Source organism: Acinetobacter sp. R933-2, assembly GCF_030325485.1.
Taxonomy (GTDB): Bacteria; Pseudomonadota; Gammaproteobacteria; order Pseudomonadales; family Moraxellaceae; genus Acinetobacter; species Acinetobacter sichuanensis.
Genome location: NZ_JACAIJ010000003.1, coordinates 80,350 through 100,860, shown reverse-complemented (window position 1 = coordinate 100,860; position 20,511 = coordinate 80,350). Strand labels below are relative to the sequence as shown.

23 protein-coding genes are annotated in these 20,511 nt (G+C 36.2%); 13 read left to right on the top strand and 10 right to left on the bottom strand.

Features of this window, described 5'->3' with window-relative positions; translation table 11 throughout:
- The first annotated feature begins 426 nt into the window (after nt 1-426).
- The 7 genes from HX005_RS04600 (at nt 427) to HX005_RS04570 (ending at nt 6,700) form a co-directional block, all read left to right on the top strand.
- Complete coding sequence (locus tag HX005_RS04600; protein WP_286376585.1) at nt 427-1,173, top strand: HesA/MoeB/ThiF family protein; 747 nt, start codon at nt 427-429, stop codon at nt 1,171-1,173.
- 51 nt (nt 1,174-1,224) lie between these two features.
- Complete coding sequence (locus HX005_RS04595) at nt 1,225-2,523, top strand: ABC1 kinase family protein (protein WP_286376584.1); 1,299 nt, start codon at nt 1,225-1,227, stop codon at nt 2,521-2,523.
- Between the two features lie 119 nt (nt 2,524-2,642).
- Nucleotides 2,643-3,023: a dihydroneopterin aldolase gene (gene folB / locus HX005_RS04590; RefSeq protein WP_286376583.1), complete on the top strand. Its 381-nt coding sequence runs from the start codon at nt 2,643-2,645 to the stop codon at nt 3,021-3,023.
- The gene (locus tag HX005_RS04585) at nt 2,980-3,423 is read left to right on the top strand and encodes a 2-amino-4-hydroxy-6-hydroxymethyldihydropteridine diphosphokinase (protein ID WP_286376455.1); all 444 of its coding nucleotides are present in this window, start codon (nt 2,980-2,982) and stop codon (nt 3,421-3,423) included. Before folB ends, HX005_RS04585 begins: the two co-directional genes overlap by 44 nt.
- Nucleotides 3,424-3,835: 412 nt before the next feature.
- Entirely contained in the window at nt 3,836-4,012 is a 177-nt protein-coding gene (locus tag HX005_RS04580) for a hypothetical protein (RefSeq protein WP_171405049.1), read from the top strand.
- Between the two features lie 282 nt (nt 4,013-4,294).
- Nucleotides 4,295-5,614: an NCS2 family permease gene (locus HX005_RS04575; RefSeq protein ID WP_107006569.1), complete on the top strand. Its 1,320-nt coding sequence runs from the start codon at nt 4,295-4,297 to the stop codon at nt 5,612-5,614.
- A gap of 84 nt (nt 5,615-5,698) precedes the next feature.
- Entirely contained in the window at nt 5,699-6,700 is a 1,002-nt protein-coding gene (locus tag HX005_RS04570) for an adenosine deaminase (RefSeq protein ID WP_286376454.1), read from the top strand.
- A 116-nt stretch (nt 6,701-6,816) separates the two neighbouring features.
- On the opposite strand, the gene HX005_RS04565 is transcribed toward HX005_RS04570, so the two are convergent.
- The gene (locus tag HX005_RS04565) at nt 6,817-7,371 is read right to left on the bottom strand and encodes a cytochrome b (RefSeq protein WP_107006571.1); all 555 of its coding nucleotides are present in this window, start codon (nt 7,369-7,371) and stop codon (nt 6,817-6,819) included.
- 229 nt (nt 7,372-7,600) lie between these two features.
- Between HX005_RS04565 and HX005_RS04560 the strand changes: the two genes are divergently transcribed.
- Both HX005_RS04560 and rnhB read left to right on the top strand, forming a co-directional pair.
- The gene (locus tag HX005_RS04560) at nt 7,601-7,984 is read left to right on the top strand and encodes a hypothetical protein (RefSeq protein ID WP_286376453.1); all 384 of its coding nucleotides are present in this window, start codon (nt 7,601-7,603) and stop codon (nt 7,982-7,984) included.
- Between the two features lie 61 nt (nt 7,985-8,045).
- Nucleotides 8,046-8,618 carry a ribonuclease HII gene (gene rnhB, locus HX005_RS04555; protein WP_107006658.1) on the top strand — a complete coding sequence of 191 codons (573 nt, stop codon included), beginning with the start codon at nt 8,046-8,048 and terminating at the stop codon, nt 8,616-8,618.
- Between the two features lie 89 nt (nt 8,619-8,707).
- Here rnhB and csrA read toward each other — a convergent pair whose 3' ends face one another.
- The 5 genes from csrA to HX005_RS04530 all read right to left on the bottom strand — a co-directional run bounded on the left by csrA (nt 8,708) and on the right by HX005_RS04530 (nt 14,624).
- Nucleotides 8,708-8,968 carry a carbon storage regulator CsrA gene (csrA, locus tag HX005_RS04550; protein WP_107006573.1) on the bottom strand — a complete coding sequence of 87 codons (261 nt, stop codon included), beginning with the start codon at nt 8,966-8,968 and terminating at the stop codon, nt 8,708-8,710.
- Between the two features lie 230 nt (nt 8,969-9,198).
- Nucleotides 9,199-10,479 carry an aspartate kinase gene (locus tag HX005_RS04545; RefSeq protein WP_107006574.1) on the bottom strand — a complete coding sequence of 427 codons (1,281 nt, stop codon included), beginning with the start codon at nt 10,477-10,479 and terminating at the stop codon, nt 9,199-9,201.
- Nucleotides 10,480-10,504: 25 nt separating this feature from the next.
- Complete coding sequence (locus HX005_RS04540) at nt 10,505-10,903, bottom strand: hypothetical protein (RefSeq protein WP_286376452.1); 399 nt, start codon at nt 10,901-10,903, stop codon at nt 10,505-10,507.
- A 10-nt stretch (nt 10,904-10,913) separates the two neighbouring features.
- Nucleotides 10,914-13,607 carry an alanine--tRNA ligase gene (alaS, locus tag HX005_RS04535; protein WP_286376451.1) on the bottom strand — a complete coding sequence of 898 codons (2,694 nt, stop codon included), beginning with the start codon at nt 13,605-13,607 and terminating at the stop codon, nt 10,914-10,916.
- 237 nt (nt 13,608-13,844) lie between these two features.
- Nucleotides 13,845-14,624 carry a hypothetical protein gene (locus HX005_RS04530; protein WP_286376450.1) on the bottom strand — a complete coding sequence of 260 codons (780 nt, stop codon included), beginning with the start codon at nt 14,622-14,624 and terminating at the stop codon, nt 13,845-13,847.
- Between the two features lie 194 nt (nt 14,625-14,818).
- On the opposite strand from HX005_RS04530, the gene gap reads away from it, so the two are divergent.
- Together gap and HX005_RS04520 are read left to right on the top strand one after the other, a co-directional pair.
- On the top strand, nt 14,819-15,844 hold the full coding sequence (gap, locus tag HX005_RS04525; RefSeq protein ID WP_286376449.1) for a type I glyceraldehyde-3-phosphate dehydrogenase: 1,026 nt from the start codon (nt 14,819-14,821) through the stop codon (nt 15,842-15,844).
- 103 nt (nt 15,845-15,947) lie between these two features.
- Nucleotides 15,948-16,247 (top strand): hypothetical protein, encoded by a 300-nt coding sequence (locus tag HX005_RS04520; protein WP_286376448.1) that lies wholly within the window; start codon nt 15,948-15,950, stop codon nt 16,245-16,247.
- Nucleotides 16,248-16,283: 36 nt separating this feature from the next.
- Here the strand turns inward: HX005_RS04520 and HX005_RS04515 are convergent, their stop codons facing one another.
- Both HX005_RS04515 and HX005_RS04510 read right to left on the bottom strand, forming a co-directional pair.
- Nucleotides 16,284-16,583 carry an AzlD family protein gene (locus HX005_RS04515; protein ID WP_107006580.1) on the bottom strand — a complete coding sequence of 100 codons (300 nt, stop codon included), beginning with the start codon at nt 16,581-16,583 and terminating at the stop codon, nt 16,284-16,286.
- Nucleotides 16,580-17,323 carry an AzlC family ABC transporter permease gene (locus HX005_RS04510; protein WP_107006581.1) on the bottom strand — a complete coding sequence of 248 codons (744 nt, stop codon included), beginning with the start codon at nt 17,321-17,323 and terminating at the stop codon, nt 16,580-16,582. Before HX005_RS04510 ends, HX005_RS04515 begins: the two co-directional genes overlap by 4 nt.
- Before the next feature lie 150 nt (nt 17,324-17,473).
- On the opposite strand from HX005_RS04510, the gene HX005_RS04505 reads away from it, so the two are divergent.
- Nucleotides 17,474-17,935 (top strand): Lrp/AsnC family transcriptional regulator, encoded by a 462-nt coding sequence (locus HX005_RS04505; protein ID WP_286376447.1) that lies wholly within the window; start codon nt 17,474-17,476, stop codon nt 17,933-17,935.
- Nucleotides 17,936-18,002: 67 nt separating this feature from the next.
- Here HX005_RS04505 and HX005_RS04500 read toward each other — a convergent pair whose 3' ends face one another.
- Both HX005_RS04500 and HX005_RS04495 read right to left on the bottom strand, forming a co-directional pair.
- Nucleotides 18,003-18,734 (bottom strand): hypothetical protein, encoded by a 732-nt coding sequence (locus HX005_RS04500; protein ID WP_286376446.1) that lies wholly within the window; start codon nt 18,732-18,734, stop codon nt 18,003-18,005.
- 66 nt (nt 18,735-18,800) lie between these two features.
- Nucleotides 18,801-19,355 carry an RNA 2'-phosphotransferase gene (locus HX005_RS04495; RefSeq protein WP_286376445.1) on the bottom strand — a complete coding sequence of 185 codons (555 nt, stop codon included), beginning with the start codon at nt 19,353-19,355 and terminating at the stop codon, nt 18,801-18,803.
- A 197-nt stretch (nt 19,356-19,552) separates the two neighbouring features.
- On the opposite strand from HX005_RS04495, the gene HX005_RS04490 reads away from it, so the two are divergent.
- Nucleotides 19,553-20,326, top strand: coding sequence for a YidX family protein (locus HX005_RS04490; RefSeq protein ID WP_286376444.1), 774 nt, complete (start codon nt 19,553-19,555; stop codon nt 20,324-20,326).
- The last annotated feature ends 185 nt before the right edge of the window (nt 20,327-20,511 follow it).

Sequence of the window (20,511 nt, the reverse complement as noted above, 5' to 3'; positions counted from 1 at the left end):
ACGGTTTTTATAGGTTGATCATTTAATGCGGAAATTGCACACCACATTTGACACATTCAGCAATATGTAAATGTTGCATCTCATATTGAACAAAGTGATGTTTACAAAATAATTGTTTAAACGCTTTAAACATTTGCCATTTACTCCTTTTATAAAAAGATAAAAATGATCTAAATTCATTGAGCGAATGAAGCTGATTTGAATAAATTAGGTTGCTTAAAAATTATTCTACATTATTTAAAAATATTGTCAAATTTCAATAATTTAAATTTAATTTAATGAGTTTTGAAATTAAGTATTTAAAGTTAAATCTCCTAATCACAGTAGATCAACTATAATAATACTTCAACTGATCAAGATTCATCTGAAAAGGATATTCCTGTGGTAACAGAACTTGCGCTAGATTTGGAACTCAGTGATGCAGAAATGCATCTTTATTCACGTCAAATACTGCTTGATGGTTGGGATATTGAAGCGCAGGAAAAATTAAAACTTGCCAATGTACTTATTGTGGGATGTGGCGGAATTGGTTGTACCACTGCTGAATTGCTTGCACGTGCAGGTGTAGGGAAAATTACTCTGATTGATGCAGATACAGTAGAAATGAGTAATTTACAACGACAAATCGCGTATAGTCAGCAAGATATTGGTTTTTATAAAGCCGAAATTTTGGCGAAACGACTACAACAAATTAATCCTTTTATACAGGTTGAAAGTATTACAGAAAAACTCACATCACAAAATGCTGAGCAACTCATTCATGCTCAAGATTTAGTCTTAGATGGTTGTGATAACTTTGAAACTCGCTATTTGGTTAATCAAATGTGTACTCAGCATAATATTGCTTTGATTAGTGCTTCTGCGATTGGTTTTCAAGGGCAATTGTTTATGGTGGCAGAGCATTCGGCATGTTATGAGTGTCTATTTCCCAAAGAACAACATGCCAATGAAAGCTTACGCTGTGCTGATACAGGTGTTTTGGCAACGACCCCGAATGTAATGGCGAGTTTGCAAGCACATCATGCACTTTTATATTTGGGTTTAAATCGGATGGCGTTGAAACAAAAACTCTTGCTTTGGGATGGCTTAACAATGAAACAACGAATTTTAAGCTTTGAAAAAGATCAAGATTGTGCAAACTGTCAGGCAAGCCATACTGCAAATGTCATTTAATTTGTTAAACTCAATCCCATTATTTTTATTCTTTGCTTGTACTTAGACATGATGAAAAACAAAATTTTCTTAGATGGACTGCGCTCCGTTGCCCGTGTCGGTGAAACGGCAGTGATTGCAGCAAAAGCGGGCATTAAATATGCCACTGAAAAACCAAGTAATGCAAAATTGATGCGAGAGACTTTCGAGTCTTTAGGCTCAACCTATATTAAACTCGGACAATTTGTTGCGAGTACACCTTCATTATTTCCACGTGAATATGTGGAAGAGTTTCAAGGCTGTCTAGATCAAACGCCTTATTTACCTTTTAGCTATGTGAAAACTGTGTTAGCTGAAGAGTTTGCGGGTCGTGATTTGACTGAGATTTTTGCTTCTATTGAAGAAAAGCCTTTAGCTTCTGCTTCTATTGCTCAAGTACACGCAGCAAAACTGGTCAGTGGCGAAGATGTTGTGATTAAAGTACAAAAACCAGGTGTAGAAACCATTCTTTATACCGATTTGAATGTACTACATTGGGCAACGAAACTGCTTGAAAAAGCAGTGCCTAAAGTAAAATTTGCTTCATTGGCAGACATTGTAGATGAAATCAAAACACGTATGGTACGTGAGGTTGATTTTATTGAAGAAGCCAAAAACTTAGATGATTTTGTGAATTATTTAAACGTTTCACAAAATCATGCAGCAACTGCACCGAAAGTTTATCACCAATATTCAACACGCCGTGTCTTAACCATGCAGCGTTTATATGGTGTGCCACTGACTGACTTTGAAGTTGTTAAAAAAGTGGCAAAAGACCCATCACAAGTATTAATTACCGCGATGAATACATGGTTCGGTAGTTTAATGATGTGTGAAAGTTTCCATGCCGATTTGCATGCAGGTAACCTGATGTTACTTGAAGATGGTCGTATAGGTTTTATTGATTTTGGTATCGTAGGTCAATTAAACCCACAAGTATGGACAGCATGTATGGCATTTATGGATGCTTTACAACGTACTGACTATATTTTAATGGCTGAAAATATGCTGAAAATGGGCATGACAGATCAACAAATTGACACCAAAGTGCTTGCTGCTGATTTGGAGCGTTTATTTAGTGGTGTTTTATTGACAGATCCACAGCAAATCATGACCTCAAATCCTTCTGACCTCAATGACATTATGTTAGATATGGTGGCAGTAGGCGAGCGCCATGGCATTCGTTTCCCACGTGATTTTGCTTTATTATTTAAGCAAATGTTGTATTTTGATCGTTTTATGCGTGTTCTTGCGCCATATACTGATATTTATGCAGATCAACGTTTGCAAATGGTACAAAATCTAGATCCTGCAACTTTATTGAAGCAGTGATTGAGTGTTCCTTCTCTTAAAATGGAAGTGATAAGGGAGTTTTTATTGGAAAATTCCCTTAAATATCTCCTTTTTTTAAAGGAAGTCTTTTTTAAATTGAAATAGAGAATTTGAGTGTCATGGATGCAATTATTATTGAAGGTTTGAAAGTTGATACAGTTGTCGGCTGTTTTAATTGGGAGCGACAGATTATTCAACCTTTGATGCTAGATTTGACGATACATACATCTTTGCAACAAGCGGCAGATTCAGATGAGTTAGTGGATACGCTGAATTATGCAGAGATTTGTGAAATTTCAGCTCAGGTTATTCAAGAGGCTGCCCCAAAATTAATCGAACATGCCGCAAAATTAGTGTTGAATGCACTTTTTACTACCTTTCCTGCAATTGAATCTATTATCATTGTGGTTCGTAAGCCTGCCATTATCCCGCAAGCAAATTCTGTAGGAATTCGTCTTGAACGCCACCGAAATGATTTTCGCCCTAGCGCTAGCCAGTAATCATCAACCTAAGTACTATTTTCAAAATACTTTTGCTCAAATTTCAACTTTGGGCGAGGTGATCTTTTCCAATATTTACGTTATTCCTTGTCGTGATGGCGTAGGTGCAGAATATTGGAATGCTGCTTGTTTACTAAAAAGTACCTTATCTTTAGATGAAATACAGACGATTTTAAAGAAAATGGAACAGGATTCAGGACGAGTCAGACCTTCACACCAAATTTCTTTAGATATTGATTTGATTGCATGGGGCAAAGACCTAAGTGCAATGCAATTTAACCCGAAAAAATTACCTTTGGCTTTAGATGTAAAAATACCCATGCGTAATATTTGGGAAAATCCAATTTTTAATCATACAGCTCATCAATATCCGCAAGTTTTTCTTCATTCTTCAGTTTAATTTTCAAAGAATATCTTGATCAATAAATCTATCTTTAGAATATTTGGTTGAGTGATTATTTTTAAGAAAAAATAAAATGTAATCGCTGATCATATTTTATTTTATCGCTCAGTATTTTTATTTTGGTATAATTAAACTATTGTTTGAATGATTATTTTCGTTATTGTTTATTTTATATCTGTGTATTATATCTTGAGTAAGTCGTGTATAAGTATATTTTGAATAGAACTTTTTTATGACTAGTTTATAACTGGAGTGATATGTTTTATAAAATAAGATCAAGCACTTAAATTTATTTCTTTGAGATTGATTTGTAGATCTAAAAATATTCTTTAGAAAATTTAATTAAATTGCAAACTAAATCACATTTTTGGTGTTAAAATAGATGAAAGTCGCTAAGAATAGAAAACTCATGGTCAAGATAATCGTATTATTTTCTCTAAGCTCACTTTTTCTTGTTGGTTATTGGACATATATTGATACCAATAAACGTAAGCAACAAGACATGTTAAAGCTCATTCAAGAAGCCAATAAAAATATTTTATCGGTGGAAAACAATCCGCATAATAATATGAATTATGTGAAATAGTGATTGAATTGGTTATGGTGATTTTGTATTTTTAAAAAATAAATAAACAATATGGTATAATTTGCCAATCATACAAAGATAGAGAATAAGGTAATAATTTTGATTGCCTTAAAACGTAGAAAAAGCTGCATTTTTGCAGCTTTTTTAATTAACGTTATCTTTATTTATCTTGCTACTTTGGTATGTAAATTGAATGTATTCTACATAATACTGTGTGGGATTTTCATTTTTTATGCCTATAACTCTTTTAATGAATAGCTCAATTTTCATAGGGGCTCAACAATGACGACTCCAAATCCTTCTGCGGGTTTGCTTGAACGCTTATTCAAACTCAGTGAGAACAAAACCACGTTCAAAACTGAAATTATTGCAGGTGTAACAACATTTTTAACAATGTGTTACATCATCATTGTGAACCCATTGATCTTATCTGAAACAGGGATGGATCATGGGGCTGTATTTGTTGCAACCTGTTTAGCTGCTGCTATTGGCTGTTTTGTCATGGGGCTAGTTGCTAATTATCCAATCGCACTTGCACCAGGAATGGGCTTAAATGCTTACTTTACTTATTCTGTATGTTTGGGAATGGGTGTGCCTTGGCAAACCGCTTTAGCTGCTGTATTTGTTTCAGGTTTGGTGTTCATTGCAATCAGCATGTTTAAGATCCGTGAAGCGATTGTAAATGCTATTCCGATGTCATTAAAGTTTGCGATTGGTGGCGGTATTGGTTTGTTCCTTGCTTTGGTCGCATTGAAAAATGCAGGTCTTATTGTTGCAAATCAGGCAACTTTAGTGGGTTTAGGTGATTTAAAAAATCCAACTGTTTTATTTGCACTTTTTGGCTTTTTACTGGTTGTTGTCATGCATCATTTTAAAGTGCGTGGTGCAATTATTATCAGTATTTTAGTGGTGACAGCTTTATCGACGGTGATGGGCTATAACGACTATAAAGGTGTGGTGGGGTCAATTCCATCTATTGCACCAACGTTTATGCAAATGGATTTTGAAGGTCTATTTACAGCGAGTTTAATTGGTGTAATTTTCGTATTTTTCTTGGTCGATTTATTTGACTCAACAGGAACTTTGGTTGGGGTTTCTCATCGTGCAGGCTTACTCAAAGATGGTAAATTACCACGTTTGAAAAAAGCACTCTTTGCTGACTCTACAGCAATTGTAGCTGGTGCGGCTTTGGGAACATCTTCAACAACACCTTATATTGAGTCATCAGCAGGGGTTGCTGCGGGTGGTCGTACAGGTTTAACTGCCATTGTGGTCGGTTGTCTGTTCATTGCTTGTTTATTCTTAGCACCTTTAGCACAATCTGTTCCTGGTTTTGCCACTGCACCTGCATTATTGTTTGTTGGTGTGTTGATGATTCAAGGGATTACCAACATTGAATGGGATGATATTACTGAAGCTGTCCCAGCATTTTTAACCATTGTATTTATGCCATTTACCTATTCAATTGCTGATGGTATTGCAATGGGCTTTATTAGCTATGCTTTGGTTAAATTACTCACAGGTAAAGCTGCAACAGTACCTTATATGGTGTGGATTATTGCTCTACTTTGGGTGATTAAATTTGTGTATTTTGGTGGCTAATTCAGCATTTTTTTTAAGGGTGTAAACTCAGTTTGCACCCTTTTTTATTTTCATATTTTAAAAAATTTAGATTGAGGTTTTCATATGAATCAAGCAGAACTCATTCGTGCATTACCAAAAGCAGAGCTACATGTACATATTGAGGGAACTTTTGAGCCAGAACTGATGTTTGCCATTGCTCAACGTAACCGCATTGAAATTCCCTATAAATCTATAGAGGAAGTCAAGCAGGCGTATAACTTTCATAATTTACAGTCATTTTTAGACATTTATTATGCTGGTGCAAATGTTCTGATTTATGAACAAGATTTTTATGATTTGGCTTGGGCGTATTTTGAAAAATGTGCAGAAGATCATGTTGTACATACAGAAATATTTTTTGACCCTCAAACACATACAGATCGTGGTATCGCTTTTGAAACAGTCATTACTGGACTAAAACGTGCATGTGATGATGCACATGAAAAGTTAAATATTAGTTCGCATCTTATTATGTGTTTTTTACGTCACTTAAGTGAAGATGTGGCATTTGAAACTTTACAACAGGCACTTGCCTATAAAGATCAAATCATTGCGGTAGGGTTAGATTCTAGTGAAGTTGGACATCCACCTTCAAAATTTGAACGTGTTTTTGCCAAAGCACGTGAAGCTGGCTTTCTTGTGGTTGCACATGCAGGTGAGGAAGGTCCAGCAGATTATGTTTGGCAAGCTTTAGATCTGCTTAAAGTCAATCGTATTGATCATGGTGTTCGCTCTGAAGAAGATGAAACTTTAATGCAACGTTTAATTGCTGAAAAAATGCCTTTGACCGTTTGCCCACTGAGCAATTTAAAGTTATGTGTTGTTGATGATATGGCACAGCATAATATTCAGCGTTTACTACAACAAGGCGTAAAAGTGACGGTAAATTCGGATGATCCATCTTATTTTGGGGGATATATGAATGACAATTATTTTGCGATCGCAGAAGCTTTAAATTTAACGACAGAGGAGCTCAAACAGTTGGCTAAAAATGCGTTTGAAGCTTCTTTTATTACAGATGCTGAAAAGAAAATGTGGATTGAACGTATAGATGCATTGATCTAAATGTTGTGTGTTTAATTCTCAAAAGCAGCATTAAGTGATGCTGCTTTTGACTATTTTATAAAGATTGGGTTATTTAAACTGTATATCTTAGCGCATAAGAAATATGGAAAATAGATTTAATCTTTTTGGCGAGTCATACTACGTAAAACATTATCTTTATCAACAAAATGATGCTTTAACGCTGCTGCGATATGACCAACTAAAAGTAAACCTGCTGCCCAAGAAAGATAAATATGTAATGGTTTTACAATGTCCATCAAGTCTGGATTGTCCTGAACTAATCTTGGAATTTCAAATAAATATAAAACAGGAACAGGGTGTCCTGCACTCCAACTAAATAAACAACCTGTAATCGGGAGAGCCAACAACATAAAATAAAGTGCTAAATGACCTAAATGAGCCAGTGTTTTCATCATCGGCGACATGGTGTCAGGGAGCGCAGGCGTAGGGTGTGTATAGCGCCAAAATATACGAATAATCACTAAAAAAAGAATGGTTGACGCAATATTTTTATGAAAAGTGATGACATCACCTTTAAAGCTACCATCAGCTTCATAGCTTAAAAAATTACCACTATAAAAACCAATGAACCAAGCACTAATGAAAATAATTGCCATAATCCAATGTAGCCATTGAGCTGTTCTTGTGTAATACATTTTATTTTGTGACATTGCTAAAATTACATATTTGCAGGGAGTCTATATCCTAGCGAATTTTTAAATGCGATACCTATGTTAATTTTGCAACGATAGAGCACTAATTTTGCAACGCTGTTTGAAAAAGTGTACGCTTTCTAAACAAATAGCCTTTCGTTACAAGAATACGTTCAAGATAGAGTTTTCTCGGTCAAAGAGTTTGGGCACAATATGCCCACGAAATTTTCATAAAAAGGAAAATACTGTGAAAAAATTGATTGCAACACTTGCGCCTATCGCTTTAGTTTTGACAGCATGTGCATCAACGACAGGCACAACGGGGAATAATTCAGCAGCAACGACTACACAGCAATTGGGTACTGCGGCATTAAAAATTGCGATTAATGCGAAATGTACAACTGAACTGAATAATTTACCTGCTTGGCAAACTGCAACAAAGTTAATGACTACTGAACAAAAAACCAATGTTCAAGGTGAAATTTGTGGCTGTGTGAGCGACAAGGCACCGCAAAGTGTAACAGCAGTAGACTTAGCAACGGCTGCAATTGACCCTCAAGCAAGAGCAACGATTGTATCAAATGCTGTGACGAAAACGATCAATGCGTGTGTAGCAGAAGCTGTAAAATAATTTGTGTTATACTTTATAGAGGCTGACTTGTTCAGCCTCTTTTTTTGTGGGTGAATATATGATGTTAATTGCTGGTGTTGATGAGGCTGGGCGTGGACCTTTAGTGGGGTCTGTGGTTGCAGCGGCTGTAATTTTAGATCCAAATAATCCAATTGAAGGCTTAAATGACTCTAAAAAAATAAGTGAAAAGAAACGTGAAAAGTTATTTATTGAGATTAAGGAAAAGGCGTTAGCTTGGGCAATTGCAGAAGCTTCACATACAGAAATTGATGAACTTAATATTTTACAAGCCTCATTATTAGCGATGCGAAGAGCTGTTGAGGCTTTGAATATAAAACCTGAACATGTATTGGTCGATGGCAATAAAGTACCACAAGGCTTAACCATGAGTTGTGATGCGATTGTTGGAGGTGATGCTTTACATGCAGAAATTTCTGCTGCAAGTATTTTAGCTAAAGTGACACGAGATCATGACATGGTCGCACTTGATGAAAAATATCCTCAGTATGGTTTTGCTAAACATAAAGGTTATCCAACCAAAGCGCATTTTGAAGCGATTGAAGAACATGGTGTGATTGATCAACACCGTCGTAGTTATGCACCTGTAAAAAAAGCATTGGGTTTAGTTGAATAGTTTATCTAAAAAGTAATGTATTTTTCTTGCTTACTATAAATTTAAAGCGGCCTCTTGAGCCGCTTTATACTTTCCAAATTAGCAATAACTTAGCGATTAAAGTTATTGTTATTTTGAGAGTAGTTATCATCTTCAAACGAAGGTTGATAATCTTGATCAATATGTTGAAGATGTTCGTGCATCGCACGTTCGTGTTGGATACGCTGGTAAATTTCTTCACGATGGACAGAAACTTCTTTAGGCGCATTAACACCAATACGAACTTGATTACCTTTGACACCAAGCACAGTTACACTGACTTGATCTCCAATCATTAATGTTTCTCCGACACGACGGGTCAGAATCAGCATGTTTATCTCCTTGCAAAACGCTAAACCTGCAATGAATTTCTTTAGAAAGCAACTTTGAAAACAGAGAGCATTTTAACAGAATAATGTGATCAAGTTTTCACTTTAAATCACTCTGATGAAATTTTTTACAACCTCAGAGCTTAATATAACAGAGCCACTATAAAAAACTATAGTGGCTCCGTCATTTTGTAGGGCAAAATTGCCAATAAATTGTCAATTTTGTTCAAATATTAAGCACGTGTGCTAGATTCACCATGTTCACGGTCTAAACCGAAAGCAGTATGAAGTGTGCGAACAGCAAGTTCTAAGTAATTTTCTTCGATAATGACAGAAATTTTGATCTCAGAAGTTGAAATCATTAGGATGTTAATGCCTTCATCTGCAAGCGCAGTAAACATTTTACTTGCAACACCTGCATGTGAGCGCATACCTACACCCACGATTGAAACTTTAACGATGTCATCACGAGTAGCAACTTCACGCGCATTAATTGCTTTTGCTGTATCTTCTAAGATTGCTTTGGCTTTTTTAAGTTCGCCACGGTTAACCGTAAATGTAAAGTCAGTTGTACCGTCTTCTTCAACGTTTTGGATAATCATATCCACTTCAACATTTGCAGAACCAATCGGAGACAAAATTTTAGATGCAATACCTGGCTCATCAGGTACACCTAAAATAGTTAATTTTGCTTCGTCACGATTAAATGCGATACCTGAAATAATAGGATTTTCCATGTTGTCTTCCGCTTCAGTGGTGATTAGTGTCCCAACGTTTTTCTTAAATTCTTCGTCGAATGCGCCATCATCGTCATTATCAAAACTTGATAATACGCGTAAAGGCACTTGGTATTTTCCAGCAAATTCAACGGAACGAATTTGTAGAACTTTAGAACCAAGTGATGCCATTTCAAGCATTTCTTCAAATGAAATACGATCAACTTTTTTGGCTTTTGGTGCAACACGAGGGTCAGTGGTATAAACACCGTCTACATCAGTATAGATTTGGCATTCATCAGCTTTTAACGCTGCTGCAAGTGCAACACCTGTTGTATCTGAGCCACCACGACCTAAAGTAGTCGTATTGCCTTGTTCGTCTACACCTTGGAAACCAGCAACAACAATGACATTGCCAGCATCTAAAAGTGAAGTCATAACTTCTGTGTCAATTGACTCAATACGTGCTTTGGTAAATGAGTTGTCTGTTTTAATCCCAACTTGGCGACCTGTTAGTGATTGTGCAGAAACTCCAATAGAGTTTAGCGCCATCGCTAACATAGAAATCGTTACCTGTTCACCAGTAGACACCATTTGGTCTAACTCGCGTGGGTCTGGGGTTTCGGTAATGGCTTTCGCTAAAGCCAATAAGCGGTTGGTTTCACCACTCATTGCAGAAACAACCACAACCACCTTGTGACCATGATCATGCCAGCGCTTTATACGACGAGCTACATTTAAAATGCGCTCGGGAGTCCCCATTGAGGTACCGCCATATTTTTGAACGATTAATGCCATAACTTTCCTTACCAAGTAAATAAGTCTAACGACTTAAAGCACTTACACATATTTGAAAACCAGACTTTGCTGGATGTTTCAAAATACCACGTAGCTCGTAAATTTCCCCTTTATTTAAAGTAGGAAGTTCATATCGATACTTTGTGTCAGAGAGGCGAGTTGCTTTAACTTGCCCCTTTGGACTCCATAATTGCAATCCTGTGAATGGCTTAGAATCTAAACGAATAAATTCTAATGTCACAGGTTGCTTAATATAGATTCGATTGTAAAGTTCAGTTTTTACAATCTTCTTTTCAACATAATCAAAAGGCATAAACTCACAATACGGCAAGGCTTTGCTCGGAACATGTAATTGATAATATGTACTCGCAAAAAGCATTGGGCTGAATAAAAATAAACAACACAATGCGAGCCTTGTCATCATGTGAGTGACCTTATTTTGCAGCAATCCACGCAGATAATTCTGTCATTACGCGATCAAACTGCTCATTCAATGGTGCGCCACCTTGAGCAAGGTCTGGTTTACCGCCACCTTTACCACCCAATTCAGTTGCTAAGTGTTTAATAATGTCGCCTGCTTTAATATTGGCAGTAAAATCTTTCGCGACTGAGGCAATCAAACTCACTTTATCGCCATCTACACCTGCAATTACAATAACTGCATTATTAAGTTTAGATTTGACACTGTCATGAAGGTGACGGACTGATTTTGCATCTTGACCTTGTACAGTTGCGATCAAGGTTTGACGACCAGCGATATCTTGAACTTGACCAATAAGATCTGAAGCTTGGAAATTTGCCAATTTTTGATTCAATTGCTCAATTTGTTTTTGCAATTGATGTGCTGTTTCTACAGTGGCTTCAACTTTCTCAACCGTTTGATCTTTTTGTGCTTTGAGCAAATCATTGATGTGAACAATGTCAGCATCCACTTTTTGAACCACTTCAAGTGCTTTCGTACCTGTAACCGCTTCGATACGACGTACACCCGCAGCAACACCACCTTCAGATGTGATTTTGAATAGACCAATATCACCTGTACGTTTTACGTGAATACCACCACAAAGTTCGATCGAGAAGTTTTTCTCATCTTTTGTTGTACCCATAGAGAGTACACGTACTTCGTCACCGTATTTTTCGCCAAACAGCATCATTGCGCCTTTTTCTTTGGCAGCATCAATGTCAAGCAGTTCGGTAGAAACGGCAGTGTTGGCAATCACTTCAGCATTGACAATACGTTCAATTTGCTGAATTTGTGCAAATGAAACAGGTTGGTCGTTGGCAAAGTCAAAACGTAAAATGTCAGAAGCAACCAAAGAGCCTTTTTGTTGTACATGCTCGCCAAGAACTTGACGTAAAGCAGCATGTAAAAGGTGAGTTGCAGAGTGGTTGCGAGCTGTTGCATCACGGATATCTGCTTTTACAATCGCTTCAACTGCTTGAGTCGCTTTTAAGCTTCCCATTGTCACGATACCTTGATGGACAAATGCACCACCAGATTTTTTAGTATCTTGAACTTCGAAAATACCTGTATCGTTTTTAAAGATACCTGTATCGCCGATTTGACCACCACTTTCTGCATAGAAAGGTGTTTGGTTCAATACGATTAAAGCTTCATCGCCTTCAACAACTTCATCAACCTGTTCGCCATCTTTATAGATTGCAACAATTTGACCTTGACCTTGAGTGGCATCATAGCCGTCAAATTGAGTTTCGCCTTCAACGTTAACGATTGCGTTGTAATCTACAGAGAATTTACCCGCATCACGTGCACGTTGACGTTGCGCTGCCATTTCAACTTCAAAACCAGCTTCGTCGATTTCTAATTCACGTTCACGTGCGATGTCTGCGGTTAAGTCAGTTGGGAAGCCGTAAGTGTCATAAAGTTTAAATACAGTCGCACCAGCAATGACTTTACCTTTAAGATTCGCTAATTCACCTTCAAGCAATTTCAAACCTTGCTCAAGTGTTTTAGCAAATAATTCTTCTTCACGGATCAAAGCATTTTCAATGACTTGACGACGTTCAACCAATTCAGGATAAGCTTCGCCCATGACATTAATCAAAGGTTGCAACATTTTGTAGAAGAATGTGCCTGTAGCACCCATTTTATTACCATGACGTACAGCACGGCGAATAATGCGACGGAGTACATAGCCACGGCCTTCGTTTGAAGGATTCACGCCATCTGCAATGAGGAAACAGCATGAGCGTGCATGGTCTGCAACAACTTTAAGCGAGGCAGGGTATTCAACTGGTTTATTATTGGCTTGAGCTGTTGCAACAGCTTCAGTCATATCGACACCGATAATTTCGGCAGCATCTTTAAGTAAGTTTTGGAATAAATCGATTTCGTAGTTTGAGTTTACATGTTGTAAAACAGCAGAAATACGCTCTAAGCCCATACCTGTATCAACAGAAGGTGCAGGAAGATTATGCAATACACCATCCGCAGTACGGTTGAACTGCATGAAGACGTTGTTCCAAATTTCAATGAAACGGTCGCCATCTTCTTCAGGTGTGCCCGGTAAACCACCCCAAATGTGGTCGCCATGGTCAAAGAAGATTTCAGAACAAGGACCACAAGGACCTGTGTCACCCATTGCCCAGAAGTTATCTGATGCGTATTTTTCGCCTTTGTTGTCACCAATACGGATGATACGGCTTGCATCTAGACCAATTTCTTTGTTCCAAATGTCAAATGCTTCGTCATCTGTATGGTAAACAGTGGCATAAAGTTTGTCTTTAGGGAGTGCTAGCCATTCTTCGCCAGTCAAAAAGTCCCAAGCAAAGCGGATGGCATCACGTTTAAAGTAATCACCAAAAGAGAAGTTACCTAACATTTCAAAGAAAGTATGATGACGTGCTGTATAACCAACATTATCTAAATCGTTGTGTTTACCGCCTGCACGCACACATTTTTGTGATGTAGTTGCACGTACATAGTCACGTTTTTCAAGACCTAAGAAACAGTCTTTGAATTGGTTCATCCCTGCATTGGTGAAAAGCAGAGTGGGATCATTGGCAGGTACAAGTGAACTCGACGCGACACGTGTATGTCCTTGCGATTCAAAGTAACGCAAAAATGCTTCACGTATTTCAGCAGTTGTCATAAAACGAGTACTCACAACCAAGTCACTCCTCAATTTTCGTATTGGCTAAAAGTATGTCGCTAAGTCTGATTTTTACGCTTAACTGACACACGGGCTTAATTTTTTAGAACGCCAAAGTATAACGGAAAATGCCGTATGCACCAATGATTTTCAGGGGAATAAGTGCGATTTATATTGAAAATCAAGTATAGAGCGAAATTTAGTGAATAACATGGCAATGTACTGAATATTTGTTAAACGATCAGTCAATCGTTAAATGTCGATTTGCAACAGATTTTTAGCTTTGAAATAATACTTTTTGCCATCGAATTTTAAAATTTGTGATTGTTTTTGTTTGATGATTTTAACATGACAGTTTTGTATATCCACATGAATATTTTCTATATTTTCATTGAGTCGAATATCTGGTAAACCCTGTGTTTTAGAGCTGAGTAAAATGAGCTTTCTGTTTAGTTCGGAGCTTTGGGCATCATCGCATTGATAAGGAGTTGAATTTGCTACCTGATCAGTAATAAGGTCTTGTAAAACCCACTTTATGGCTTGTTTTGCTTGAATGTGAAACAGTTGTAATATTCGTGTCGAGCTACTTACACCACCAATATGAACTTGATGTAATCCTAATCCTATAATGTGTTGATTTGGAATATTGGAATAAGGATTTATATCAAATTTGATATTTTCTAAGCGTGTTTGCGGAATGATTGGAGTCGGGTGGTGGTAGTGTTGAATAGTACTTTGCTTGTGTCGATTGATTAAAAATAAATCGAGTTGATAATTGCCTGCATTGTTTGAAAATTGTTGGATTTCCTGACTTGTTGCAATGAGTACTTGTTCTTGCTGAATGATCAGACAATCGTAAAAAGTGGGATTTAGATTGCTTTGTGACTTTTTAAAGAGATTTGACTGTTGAGTTAAAGCTTTAAGTAAATGATCTGCTTCTAAATCACTGCATCTTTGATAGTTTTCTTGGGCGTAAATTGTTGAGGATAAAGTAAATATCATGAAAATAAAAAACAACATGGTTATTTTCATTTTGGCATATCCTTATTTTTAAAATGATTTATAAAATTTAACTCCATTAAAGTTATTTTAGTGCCGATTTAAAATATGTTTGTGAGATTTAAGTTGATTTTAAATGAGATTGTTTGTATTTGACTATATCTAAGCATGCGTTAAATCCATTAACATAGGAAAGTACAAAAAGCTTTCAATCCGAAGGAAAAATGATGCAACGTGTGGCAATTAACGGATTTGGTCGAATCGGGCGAAATGTATTGCGAGCTTGGTTTGAAAATCCAAAACCTTTTCATTTTGAAATCGTTGCAATCAATGATGTTGCTGATGTTGAAACGATGGTTCATTTGTTTAGGTACGATACAACGCACGGGCGTTTTGATGGTGCTGTAACGATTCAAGAAGAAAATGATAAAATTTATTTATGTATTGATGCCCGTCAAACTAAATTACGTGTGCAAATTCTTCGTCAAGCAGAGCCAAGCCAATTACCTTGGCAGGATTTAAACGTTGATGTTGTTTTGGAATGCACAGGACTGTTTCGCTCACGACAAGCTGCAACTCAGCATATTTGTGCAGGAGCAAAACGTGTCATCATCGGTGCTGCACCTTTTGATACTGTCGATGCCGCAATCGTTTATGGTGTAAATCATCAAGAAGTAAAAGCGACGGATCAAATCATTTCCAGTGTTTCATGTACCACCCAAGCACTTGTTCCTTTGGTCAAAATTATTGACGATGCTTTTGGTATTGATACAGCTTTAATGACTGAAATTCATGCAGTCACAGCCGACCAATCTGTATTGGATCATGCGCATCGTGATTTACGTCGCGCACGAGCATCTGGGCAAAATATCATTCCAACCACTTCATCTGCTTTAGGTGCTTTAAAACAAGTGATGCCAAAAATGGAAAATCGCATTGATGGCTATTCGATTCGAGTACCAACAATTAATGTTGCTGCGATTGATCTGACTTTTATTGCTAAATCACCTATTACAAATCACTTGATTAATCAAACTTTAAAGCAAGCAGCTAAATATGATTATGCTGAGATTATGTCTGTGACAGATGAAGATTTAGTATCGAGTGATTTTAACCATTCGCCATATTCTTTAATTGTCGATTTAACTCAAACCATGGTGGTTGGTCATCAAGCGAAGGTATTTGCTTGGTATGACAATGAATGGGGCTATGCAAATCGTTTACTTGATTTGTGCGAGTCATTTACCGCATAAAGTTAATTTATAATGCATTGAATATTTTATATCTTTTGATGGATGCGGATAGTCATTCATCAAAACTTTAACCAATAAAAATGAACTATAAAGGAGAAAGATCTTGATTTACATACTCATCGCAATTGTTGTTTTGTATGTGGCTATATTATTTTTGGTTTGGAAAATAAATGTGCTAAATCAACAGAATCATGATGCAATGCGGGTCTTACAAGCGCAAGAACAGCAGACACATTTACAAGAAGAACATTTAAAACAAACGTTACAATTGATGCAAGATCTAGCGAAAAAGATGCATATCCAACAAGAAGTTTTAGATAAAACAACACAACGTATGACACAAGTTGAAGTGCAAAATGCGGAGCTAATTCGCTTATTACAGCAAAATTTTTCAGATCGATAATACAAAAATAGATGGACAACGAGATACTTGATTCGGTTAATGAATCAAGTATCGCAAAATACCTGTTGCAACAATACTAATCAACACCGTAGGCAATAACGATAAATAACATGCAGCAAGAAAAGTAATGGCAATCGCGATCAGATTTGCAGGGTTGTCTGAAACAAAATAAGGTGCAATCACTGAAATCAGTACACAACCTGGAATAACTTGAAGAATGCGTGTTGTACGTTTACTTAAGGTTTTATTTTTAAGCAATAAATAACCCAAAATCCGTGTGGAATAAGTGGTTAATGCAACACAGATAATCGCAATAAGTGTTGTACTGTGAATCATTCTTCATCTCCCACTAAAAATAATGCAGCAATCACACCTGAAATAGAGCCAACCAGTACATACCAACCATTAGGCAAATATAAATAAGCCAATGCAGCCGCAATTAAACTTACGAGCCACGGTAATGCAGGTTTAAAACCTTTCCACATGCCGCGTAATAGAACTAAGAAAACGGCTGGAAATGCCATATCAAAGCCAAATTTAGTCACATCACCTAGAAATGCACCGATACCAACGCCCATTGTGGTGAAAACGACCCACATTACATAAAGTGCAAAACATAATCCGATATAAAAAAATACACTAAAGCCCAGATAAGGATTGCGTGGATTATTTTTATGCGCATCGGTAATACTTAAAGCCCAACTTTCATCACACATAAAAAAGAGTAAAGGTAATGCTTTTCGATTGGGTAAATGGCGAATATAAGGCGCTAAACTAGCACCCATTAAAATATGGCGACTATTGACTAAAAAGGTAATTAAAATCAAGAATAAAAGCTGAGGCGGTTGCGTCCACACTTCAATAATCGCAAACTCTGAACCACCTGCAAAGTTTAAACCTGTTAATAATGGCACTTCTAAAGCAGAAAAGCCTTTTTGTGCAGCTTGTGTACCGAGTACCAATGCAAATGGAATAATTCCGAGTAGCATTGGAATAGAAATTTTGATTCCTCTAAGAAATTCTTTAAATTCTGAAGAATAGGAAAGTTCTGTCGCAGTATTTTTAAAGCTGAACATGGGAGGCTCTGAAAGATTATGAATTTTTCAAGATTCATTTTATGCTAAAGAGAGGGCTATATTTCACTAAAAATGATGCTTGAATATTTTATTTTGAAATAATATTGCTAAAATATGCTATTTTTAGACTTTAAATATTAAAAAAATCTTATGAAACTCGATGCGATTGACCGACGTATTTTGCAAGCGTTACAACGGAATGGAAAACTACAAAATAATGATTTGGCTGAGCAGGTTGGCTTATCTCCATCGCCGTGTTTACGTCGTGTAAAACAGTTAGAAGATGTTGGCGTCATTGATCAATATGTGGCATTGGTAAATCCGCATAAAGTGAATTTAAGTCTAACGGTTTTTGCCCGAATCTGGCTGAAAAGTCAGGACGAACGTACAGTAAATCAATTTATTGATGCCATTATGAATATTCCTGAAATTGTTGAGTGTCAACTTATGGCAGGGGATTGTGATTTTTTCTTACGCATTGTGGTGTCGGATCTTGAGGCTTATCGTAAATTTCAAATTAATCATTTAAATAAAATCTCAGGGATTCAAAATGTAAAAACTGAGATTCCTTTACAAAGAATTAAACAAACAACTGAATTGCCACTACACTAAAAATAGCCTGAATATTTGCATTTGATGTTTTTTAAATCTTTTAAAATCATATTTTAAAACGAAATAGTTAACCCTTAACTTGATTAAAGTAATGTTGTAGTAAAGTTTCATGAAGTCGGAAAAAGAGAATTAAAGTTGGGAAAAAGATAAAGAGAAAATAGCAATAAACAGACCATTGTTGCTTTTTATAAAATGTGATGTGTTGCTGTTTGGTGTAGTGGAAATTTTCAGTTTTTAATTCAAAAATAATCGGTTGAAATTGATAAGGTGAGAGTTTTCTTGTACTTAAACTGACTTCAGCCATTTGGTTAAAATGCTCTGTGTAGGCGCATCGTTTGCGTTGAATCAGGTCACAAATGACTGGTTTTGAGTCTTGCTCTGAAAAAACTACACTTTCGACTTTCTGTTTATAGTTGGGTAAGCGTACTTCTTCTAAACTTAGAAACCCTTTGCGAAGTGGTTGAGCCTCATATGCTTGCTTTTCAACATTATACCAAATAGCCTCAACTTTTTTATTGATGAATAAAGGCGTGGCGACTAAAAAAATTACAGCAAGCCAAAAATGAAGCTTTAAACTTTGGAAACGAATATCTTGTTCGCTATTGTTCACATGTTGATAATCAAAATAGTGAATTAAACTCGACCCTAAACAGCAAATGACGAGTGCTAAAATCGTTTCTATTTGAAAGCTTTGGAAAAAATCAACGCTACAAACGACAATGATCCAAAAAATACTATAGGCATAAGTAAAACGAACAAGAGGGAGTTTAAGGAAACTATTTTTCTGAATGTTTTTCATTAATTTTTAAATATTGGCAATGCTAAAAGTATAGGTTTGTTTATTCGTGATGTCGAGTAAATCAGTTTATTTGCTCATCAGGCTCAGATAATGATTTGGTACTTTTTCAGTTAACCAAACGCCATTTTCAGCTTGATAAAATTTAAACCCATCTTGCTGCATTTGTTGCGTATTTACTCTAAAAATCACCACTTTGCCGTGCCGTTGTCCGACTTTTGTGGCTGTGACTAAATCGACAGAGAGATGCACATGGTGACGTTGACCTGCAATTAAACCTTGTTCAAGAATTGCATCTACAAAACGTGTTGCTGTACCGTGGTAAAGTATGTCAGGTGGTGTCATGGCTATATATTCACGTTGTACTTGTTGAGTTGAATGTCCTTGAACAGCACGGATTTTGCTATGATCCTCTGAAAGTTGAAAACGTTTTTTATCGTTATTTTCAACGACCTCAATCAATTCTTGTAGCTTGAGCGGATTTCGATGTTTGATCATCTGTTGCAATAGGATGGATACATCAGTCCAGCCTTCGGCATCAAGTTGTATACCAATCGTTTCAGGTTGGTGGCGTAGGACTAAACTTAAAAATTTACTACGTTGTCGTAATATTTTTTCATTCATTTTTTGTTTTTCGTAGAAATTATATAAAGTGTTATTATGACACTTTATTTTTTAAAAGTAAATGAGTCTCATGGTTTCTCTTGGAAAATGATTTATTTTGCATAGATGGAAATAGAATTTTTATAGAAAATTGAAAAATACAAAGGTGACTGATTTAATAAAGTGAATTTATTTTGAGCAGAAGGGTAATAAAAATAATGAAAAATAAAAAAAGGCTAGGTTTGCTAATGGGTTACATTTGGATGGCTATGAGTTTGTCTGGATGTGCGACAGCGATATTAAATGCTTATGTAGGTGAACAAGATCACTATCGAACAACACAAGAATTTGTTTTTCAGGATCAATTAATTGCTATAGGACATGCGAGCCAAACGGTTGCCGAATATCAAAATGCACTGGTTTTAGCTGGTGAAAAATATAGTTATTTTATAACACCTGCTAAAGATAAAGATGCAACAATGACAACAGAAATGTTGAATACTATTTTGCAGAATATAGACTTGAAGTATTTACAAATACATCAGCCAGGATACATACAGCAGTCAATGAGAGCTGTGATTAGTCGCCAACAACTTGAAAATCCAATCGTTTTTGAAATGAAAAAAGATGGGAAAAGTATGAATACGGAAATTTATCTAGTTTATCGTAAGTCTTTAGCTAAAATAGAAAATAATGAGCAAAATGAACTAGAAAAATTAAAATTCGAATGTTTACATAGCCAAAAAGAATTGCAATGTGTACAAAAGATTTCAATTGATTTACGGTTGGCTCAACATGTGAATAATAAACAACAACTTCAACATCGGTTTAAACAGCCACTTGAGTTAATTGTATTTCAAACTAAACAAAAGTCTAAATTTTTGCAGACAGCAAAGAATGTTGCTTTATACCCCTTAGCGATTACCTTTGATTTGGTAACGAGTCCTATTCAGGTGGTTGGTTTTTTAAGTCATAAAACACCTAAAATATAGATTATTTTTTTAGAGATTAGCTCAAGTTGCAATGATCTGCGTATAAGTTTTCTAGCGTTTATCATTAAACATAATTCAGTATAAAGTCTAAAAAGCATGAGATTGAAAATGAAATGCATCTTTTCTGCAAAAGTCTAATGCACAGTGTTAAGGATCGTGCTAAAATAAGAGAAATCGGGTGTGTT